1 protein-coding gene is annotated in these 939 nt (G+C 64.1%); it reads right to left on the bottom strand.

The annotated features are described in order from the left end of the window. Nucleotides 1-170: 170 nt before the first annotated feature. Nucleotides 171-939: Tn3 family transposase (locus tag AAFM29_RS16855; RefSeq protein ID WP_341713903.1), on the bottom strand; the 769-nt coding region annotated here is incomplete at its 5' end.

Below are 939 nucleotides of genomic sequence, written 5' to 3'. Positions count from 1 at the left end.
GGGGCGGCGCAACGCACGCCCGGCCTCGCTCGTCTCGATGAGCTGTCGGAGTTGGTCGCTGATGATCTCCGGCGGGCGCTGGAACTCATCACTAAGGCGAAGGCTTGAATAACGACCATCGCCTCGTTCCGCCTTTAGGGGTCGGTACACAGAACGGACCCAGATATACGCTAAGGTTTTGCCGTGCCTTCGACGGCGCGCATCTGGCGAAGCGGTCTGAGCGCGGTGGATGGCGCATCGGGATCGGTCCAGAGGTAATCGCCGGTGAGATTGATATGCTGCCAACCGAGCGGTGATAGGTGTTGCAGCAGGTCCGGCGGGACCGGCCGGCCGAGGTTGGCGAGATGCATCCGGGCGGCTTGCAGGTAGGTCGTGTTCCACAGGACGATGGCACCGGCGACGAGGTTCAGCGCGCTCGCCCGATGGCTTTGGGCTTGCAGCGCATGATCGCGGATACGGCCGATGCGATGGAAGAAGATGGCGCGTTTCAGGGCATTTTCCGCTTCTCCCTTGTTGAGTTCGCGGGTGGCGCGGCGACGCTGTTCGGGCTGCTCGATCCAGTCGAGCGTGAACAGGGTACGCTCGACGCGACCGATCTCGCGCAACGCCAGTGCCAGGCCGTTGGCGCGTGGATAGGAGCCGAGCCGTTCCAGCATGATCGAGGCGCTGACGACGCCTGTGCGGATCGAGGTTCCCAGTCGCAGCACGTCGTCCCAGTGTGCCTCGATCAGACCTTCGTCGATGCGGCCCGCGACCAGCGGCGCAATATCGGGGCCGGGTTCGATGCCGTTAAACAGGTGCAAACGGCGTGCGGCGATATTCGGGATACGCGGCGCGAACCGGAACCCAAGCAGATGACATCGCGCGAACACATGGTCGGAGACGCCCCCGCCATCGACGTGATGCTCTTCGATGTGCAGATCGGCGCCGTGGTGGAGC

Origin of the sequence: Erythrobacter sp. (genome assembly GCF_038133525.1) — a bacterium.
GTDB lineage: Bacteria > Pseudomonadota > Alphaproteobacteria > Sphingomonadales > Sphingomonadaceae > Qipengyuania.
Note: the sequence above shows the minus strand (reverse complement) of the source record. Positions and strands in the feature narration are given on the sequence as shown.